Here is a 6,731-nt window from a genome sequence, read left to right on the forward strand (position 1 = left end):
ATGGGCGGCGCGCTGCAGGGTCGCCTGGCACCGAAGGACGACGCCGAGCGTCAGAAGGCGATCGACGCCGGACACGATCTCGATCGCGTCCTGACCACCACCGATCTCGTCACGGGCGAGAACATCTTCTTCTGCGCGACCGGCGTCACCGACGGCGAGCTGCTCCGCGGTGTCCGCTACTCCGCGGGTGGCGCGGAGACGCAGTCGATCGTGATGCGCAGCAAGTCGGGCACGGTGCGCATGATCGAGGCGTACCACCGCCTGCAGAAGCTCAGCGAGTTCTCGTCCATCGACTTCCACGGTGTCGCCGGCTCGCCGCCTCCCATGCCCTGATCGCCACCGATCGCTCCTTAGGAGGGGCACTGCCACGAGTTCTCGTCGCAGTGCCCCTCCTCGTTCGTTCCGGCGGCATAACGTGGAGGACATGACCGACACCGAACAGTCTTCTCAGCAGTTCCGTATCGAGCGCGACACGATGGGCGAGGTCCAGGTTCCGGTCGACGCTTTGTGGCGCGCCCAGACGCAGCGCGCCGTGGAGAACTTCCCGATCTCGGGGCGCGGACTCGAACGCGCACAGATCCGCGCGCTCGGTCTGCTCAAGAGCGCCTGCGCCCGGGTGAACAAGGACCTGGGTCTGCTCGACCCGGAGAGGGCCGATGCGATCATCGCCGCCGCCGATGCGATCGCCGCCGGTGAATACGACGACCAGTTCCCGATCGACGTCTTCCAGACCGGTTCGGGCACGAGTTCGAACATGAACACCAACGAGGTCATCGCCTCGCTCGCCGCGAAGGCCGGTGTCACGGTCCACCCCAACGACGACGTGAACATGTCGCAGTCGTCGAACGACACCTTCCCCACCGCGACGCATGTCGCTGCGACCGAGGCGACGGTCAAGGACCTGATCCCTGCACTCGAGCACCTGCACGGAGCCCTCGCCGGGAAGGCGAAGGAGTGGCGCACCGTCGTCAAGTCCGGCCGCACCCACCTGATGGATGCGGTCCCGGTGACCCTGGGCCAGGAATTCGGTGGATACGCCCGTCAGATCGAGGCCGGGATCGAGCGTCTGCGTGCGACACTCCCCCGCCTCGGCGAACTGCCGATCGGTGGCACCGCGGTCGGTACGGGACTCAATGCGCCGGCGGATTTCGGTCCGCGCGTAGTGGCCGTGCTCGTCGAGACCACAGGACTCGAGGATCTGCAGCGGGCCCGCGACAGTTTCGAGGCGCAGGCCGCACGTGACGCCCTGGTCGAGGTCTCCGGTGCGCTGCGCACCGTCGCCGTGTCGCTGACGAAGATCGCCAACGACATCCGCTGGATGGGATCCGGTCCGCTCACCGGCCTGGCCGAGATCCGGCTCCCCGATCTGCAGCCCGGCAGCTCGATCATGCCGGGTAAGGTCAATCCCGTTCTCCCCGAAGCAGTTACGCAGGTCGCCGCGCAGGTCGTGGGCAACGACGCCACCGTGGCGTGGAGCGGTGCGGCGGGAGCCTTCGAACTCAACGTCTACATTCCGGTCATGGCACGGAACGTCCTCGAGTCGATTCGGCTGCTCGCCAACGTCTCCCGGCTGTTCGCCGATCGCTGCATCACCGGGCTGGTCGCGAACGTCGAACATCTGCGCACCCTGGCCGAGTCGTCGCCGTCGATCGTCACTCCCCTCAACTCGGCGATCGGCTACGAGGAGGCCGCGGCCGTCGCCAAGGAGGCTCTGAAGGAGAAGAAGACGATCCGTCAGGCCGTCGTGGACCGCGGCCTCGTCGGCGACCGCCTGAGCGAGGAGGAACTGGACCGCCGCCTCGACGTCCTGGCGATGACGCGGGTGGACGAGGAGTCCTGACCCGCAGAGTTCCGACCGACAGAGCCCGTCTGCATTCGCTACGAATTCCGCCATCCGCTACAGCAACTTGCTGTAGCGGATGGCGAAGACGTGAGCGAACAGCAAGGGCTCACCGGGAGTCACCTCACTCCTGGACCACCTCGGTCCCGGCCTCGGGCGCCCAGGTGATGTACCCGAACTGGAAGTTGCTCCTCGCACCGTCGGCGTTCTTTTCCTCGTCACTGATCGGGAAGCCCAGGTCGCCACCGGCACCGCCCGCGGCCTCCCAGGCCGTGCGGATCTCACCCCACACGATGTGGGAATCGGTATCGGGACTCCACGCGATGATGCCGCCCTCGAACTCCGCGACGTAGCCGTCGCCGACTTCCTCCTGCTCACCGGTCGCCGCACCGAGGGGGCTCGACGCACCACCGACCTCGTTGTACTTCTGCAGGATGGGTCCGCTGAGTTCGACCTGCTCACCGCCCGGACCGGGCACGGCGCTGGACTGATCCGCTGCGGGTTCCGAGGCCTCGGGCGAATCGTCGCCCTGTGTGATCGATTCGACGGCGCTCTGCGCCCCGGACGCCACGCCCTCCGCGGCAGACTGGACCGCGCTGGTCGCGCTGCCCACCGTGTCCTCCGCCGATCGGTCGTCGCTGCAGCCTGCGACGACCAGTCCGACCGCCGCCGCGGCCGCCACCAACGCCGCTCTGCGTCGGGGAATTCGCTTCATCGGTTCGCTCCTGTCGCTGTGAGGACGGGTACCTGATGTCAGGGTGCCCGACTCGCCCGCGACACAACCCGGTTTCGGGCGATTCTGTGGCATGTGCGAATCCGGTTCCACCACCGGTCCGTGCCCGTTACCATGCGACGCAGCCGACGCCGAGGAGAGCGATGAGCACACCGACCGCCACCGGACAGAACGCCGTCGCGACGGTGACCGACTTCCTGGAGGCGACGGCCGCGGAGGACATCGACCGCGCCGCCTCGCTGATCACCGACGACATCGCGTGGCACAACACCTGGCTCCCCACCATCCGCGGCGCTTCCCGGGTGCGGCAGATCCTCGCCGGTCTCGCACGACCTGCGGTGGGATTCGGTGTCGTCGTCCACCACATCGCGGCCGACGGCGACATCGTGCTCACCGAGCGCACCGACAGCCTGCGTTTCGGTCCGGTGCGCATCGAGTTCTGGGTGTGCGGCACCTTCGAGTTGCGCGACGGACGGATCGCCGTGTGGGACGACCACTTCGACGTCCTCACCTTCCTCCGCGGCACCGCCCTGGGGGTACTGCGCGCCGTACTGCGTCGTTCCTGATCGCCGACGCCCGCATAGAATCCGTTCGTCACCGAACCGTTCGGTGACGGATCAGCAGGGAGCGATGACATGTCCGACGCCGAGCACACTCCGGGATTCACGACGGGTCTGGAGATCCGGCGCGAAGTGATGGGTGACGACTTCGTCGAGCGAGCGTTCGAGCGTTCCCGCGGCACCGACTCCGAGGCGATGCAGGAATTCGTCACCGAACACGCCTGGGGTGCCGTGTGGTCGCGCCCCGGTCTCGACCGGCGCAGCCGTAGCCTGCTCAACCTCGGCATGCTCATCGCGTTGCGTGCCGAGAACGAGTTGCGCGGCCACGTCCGCGGAGCGCTGCGCAACGGGCTCGGCCGCGCGGAGATCGTCGAATCCGTCATCCACTGCTCGGCGTACTGCGGTGCCCCCGCCGGGCTCGCCGCGATGCGCGTGGTCCAGGAAGTCCTCGAGGCCGAACTCGGCCCCCTCTCCGGCGAGACCGACGCCTCCGACGAGGCCTGACGACGACGGCGCGCCCGGCGGGATGCCGGACGCGCCGTTCGATCGCGCTCGGAGTTCAGGCGCCCGGAGCGAACTCCTCGAGCATCTCCGTCACCAGCGCCGCGATCGGCGAGCGCTCACTGCGCGTGAGCGTGACGTGTGCGAACAACGGATGCCCCTTGAGTTTCTCGATGACCGCCGCGACACCGTCGTGCCGGCCGACACGCAGGTTGTCGCGCTGGGCGACGTCGTGGGTGAGCACGACGCGCGATCCCGCACCGAGTCGCGACAGGACGGTGAGCAGCACATTGCGTTCGAGCGACTGCGCCTCGTCGACAACGACGAACGAGTCGTGCAGCGACCGGCCACGAATGTGCGTGAGCGGCAGCACTTCCAGCATTCCGCGGCTGAGCACCTCTTCGAGTACCGCCGGGCTGGCGAGTCCTTCGAGGGTGTCGAAGACCGCCTGGCCCCACGGATTCATCTTCTCGGCCTCCGTACCCGGCAGATAGCCGAGTTCCTGTCCGCCCACCGCGTAGAGCGGACGGAAGACCACCACCTTGCGGTGGGTTCGTCTTTCCAGGACGGCTTCGAGTCCGGCCGTCAGTGCCAGCGCGGACTTTCCGGTTCCGGCCTTGCCGCCGAGTGAGACGATGCCGACGGATTCGTCGAGCAGCAGGTCGAGGGCGACGCGCTGTTCGGCGGAGCGTCCGTGCAGTCCGAACGCCTCCCGGTCGCCGCGGACGAGCTGCACCCGCTTGTCGGCGGTGACGCGGCCGAGTGCGCTGGAGGAGCCGCCGAGGAGCCTGATCCCCGTGTGGCACGGCAGATCCCGAGCGTCGTCGATGTCGACGATGCCCTCGGAGAACATCTCGTCGATGAGTTCCCGATCGACCTCGAGTTCGGTCATGCCCGTCCATCCCGAGATCACCACGTCCTGGGCGTGGTACTCGTCGGCGTCGAGGCCGACGGCCCCGGCCTTGACGCGTAACGGGATGTCCTTGCTGACGAGCACCACGTCGCGTCCCTCGGTGGCCAGGTTCAGGGCGCACGCGAGGATGCGGGAGTCGTTGGTGTCGGTGCGGAATCCGGCGGGCAGGACCATCGGATCGGTGTGGTTGAGCTCCACGTGCAGGGTGCCCCCCTCGTCCCCGATGGGGATGGGCTGATCGAGGCGTCCGTGCCGCTGCCGCAGGTCGTCGAGCAGCCGGAGGGATTCGCGGGCGAACCAGCCGAGTTCGTGGTGGTGCCGCTTGCCTTCGAGTTCGCCGATCACCACCAGCGGAAGGACGACTTCGTGCTCGGCGAACCTGGTGACCGCCCAAGGGTCGGAGAGCAACACTGAAGTGTCCAGTACGTAGGTGCGTACAGCGGGTTCTTTCGCAGCGGCAGGACCGGAGCGGGTGGGGACGGAGCGTGTTGCGTTCACGTGGGGCTCCTCGGCCCGGACGGCACCGCCCGGACGTATTCGGTGGGCCGGTGGGTCCCCGGTGTCGTCACGACCACGAAGGCCCGGTGCCGGCCCCCTCGTTCGGACTGTGTCAGCCACACGATCAGGGACCTCCCGTGTAGTCGGCACCTGCGCCGCCTACACCCCAGACGCTAACGCCGATCCGGACGATTCGCTCGCTGGTGGAGTATGCGTGTCGGTGAAGTTTCCGTAAACGTCGTCTCGGGAGTGTTCGTGCGCCTCAGAGGTACGCACGAACGTCGTCGATCCGGATTCGGGTCAGCGCAGCGACGCGGTGAGTTCTTCGGCCTCGCGGTCGCGGCAACGCGCCGACGCGGCGATCGATTCGATCAGTGCGTTCGTGGTCTCGACCCGGCCGACCCGCTTCGCGACGTACTGCAGCGCCGTGAGGTGCTCGTCGCGGGAGAAGTCGGCGGTGGCGTCGAGGGCCATGAACGGTGCCACGTCGCTCATGAAGGCGTCGGCGGCGCTGAGCATGCAGCCCATGTGGGCGTAGACACCGGTGACGATCAGCTGGTCGCGGCCGTTGTGCGCGAGCAGCTGACGGAAATCGGTGCGCTGGAACGCCGAGTACCGCCACTTGGTGACCTGGATGTCGTCCGGGCCGGGTGTGAGTTCGTCGATGACCTCGGTGTCGCGACCGGTGCTCAGGCCGACGCCCCAGAAGTCGGCGAGGATGCCGCGACGCGACGGATGCTGGTCGCCGGGCTGCATGGTGTAGACGACGGGGATGTCGGCGGCCAGGCACGCTTCACGGAGGCGAACGATGTTGGGCACGACGGTCGCGAGCGGCTCTGCGTCGCGACGGTAGGCGTCGATGAAGTACTTCTGCATGTCGTGGACGAGCAGTGCGCAGCGGGACGCATCGAGCGTCCACTCCACCCGAGCAGCGGGAATCTCGTCGCCGGTGGGCAACTCGTACGGATCGATGCTCGGGATGGCCATGCGACTTCCTTCTGCTGGTCGGGGTGCACGTGCGACGGCCGACGATGCCGGCATGCGTAGGCTACCCTAACCAACCCGCGCGGTGGGATGTGTCCCGTCCCGACTACGCGACCGGCCCGCACCGAAGGTCGGTGCGGGCCGGTCGGCGACAGGAGGAAACCGTCAGATCAGACGCCAGTCCTCGAGGCCCTCGTACAGCGGCACGGACTGCGCCAGGGCGCTCACGCGGGTGCGCAGCGACTCGGCGTCGGCGCCCCCGATGAGCGTCTGCGCGATGATCTCGGCGACCTCGGTGAACTGTTCGTCGCCGAAACCGCGGGTCGCGAGCGCCGGAGTGCCGATGCGCAGACCCGAGGTGACCATCGGGGGCCGCGGGTCGAACGGCACGGCGTTGCGGTTGACGGTGATGCCGACCTCGTGGAGCGCGTCCTCACCCTGCTGGCCGTCGAGCTGCGAGTTGCGCAGGTCGACCAGGACCAGGTGCACGTCGGTGCCGCCGGTGAGCACCGAGATGCCCTTGTCGGCGACATCGGACTGCGACAGGCGCTCGGCGATGATCCGGGCACCGGACAGGGTGCGCTGCTGACGGTCCTTGAACTCGTCGCCGGCGGCGATCTTCAGCGCGACGGCCTTCGCAGCGATGGCGTGCATCAGCGGTCCGCCCTGCTGACCGGGGAAGACAGCCGAGTTGATCTTCTT

The 6,731-nt window shown here is 68.0% G+C and carries 7 protein-coding genes and 1 pseudogene; 4 read left to right on the forward strand and 4 right to left on the reverse strand.

The window, feature by feature from the left end; all coding sequences use genetic code 11:
- The coding region (locus R1101_RS0113155) for a fructose-bisphosphatase class II (RefSeq protein WP_016933883.1) at positions 1 to 333 on the forward strand (333 nt) is incomplete at its 5' end.
- 91 nt (positions 334 to 424) lie between these two features.
- The gene (locus R1101_RS0113160) at positions 425 to 1,840 is read left to right on the forward strand and encodes a class II fumarate hydratase (protein WP_026003223.1); all 1,416 of its coding nucleotides are present in this window, start codon (positions 425 to 427) and stop codon (positions 1,838 to 1,840) included.
- Between the two features lie 124 nt (positions 1,841 to 1,964).
- Here the strand turns inward: R1101_RS0113160 and R1101_RS0113165 are convergent, their stop codons facing one another.
- Positions 1,965 to 2,555, reverse strand: coding sequence for an LGFP repeat-containing protein (locus R1101_RS0113165; RefSeq protein ID WP_026003224.1), 591 nt, complete (start codon positions 2,553 to 2,555; stop codon positions 1,965 to 1,967).
- 161 nt (positions 2,556 to 2,716) lie between these two features.
- On the opposite strand from R1101_RS0113165, the gene R1101_RS0113170 reads away from it, so the two are divergent.
- Both R1101_RS0113170 and R1101_RS0113175 read left to right on the forward strand, forming a co-directional pair.
- On the forward strand, positions 2,717 to 3,139 hold the full coding sequence (locus R1101_RS0113170) for a limonene-1,2-epoxide hydrolase family protein (protein ID WP_016933886.1): 423 nt from the start codon (positions 2,717 to 2,719) through the stop codon (positions 3,137 to 3,139).
- Positions 3,140 to 3,208: 69 nt separating this feature from the next.
- Positions 3,209 to 3,637, forward strand: a complete 429-nt coding sequence (locus R1101_RS0113175; protein ID WP_016933887.1) for a carboxymuconolactone decarboxylase family protein — start codon at positions 3,209 to 3,211, stop codon at positions 3,635 to 3,637.
- 55 nt (positions 3,638 to 3,692) lie between these two features.
- Here R1101_RS0113175 and R1101_RS0113180 read toward each other — a convergent pair whose 3' ends face one another.
- The 3 genes and pseudogenes from R1101_RS0113180 to R1101_RS0113190 all read right to left on the reverse strand — a co-directional run.
- A complete protein-coding gene (locus R1101_RS0113180) occupies positions 3,693 to 5,045 on the reverse strand; it encodes a PhoH family protein (RefSeq protein WP_081494094.1) in 1,353 nt (450 codons plus the stop codon).
- Between the two features lie 300 nt (positions 5,046 to 5,345).
- Positions 5,346 to 6,032, reverse strand: a complete 687-nt coding sequence (locus R1101_RS0113185) for an isochorismatase family protein (protein WP_016933889.1) — start codon at positions 6,030 to 6,032, stop codon at positions 5,346 to 5,348.
- Positions 6,033 to 6,194: 162 nt separating this feature from the next.
- A pseudogene (locus R1101_RS0113190) lies at positions 6,195 to 6,731 on the reverse strand (serine hydroxymethyltransferase); the annotation flags it as partial.

Source organism: Rhodococcus sp. R1101, assembly GCF_000278445.1.
GTDB lineage: Bacteria > Actinomycetota > Actinomycetes > Mycobacteriales > Mycobacteriaceae > Rhodococcus > Rhodococcus gordoniae.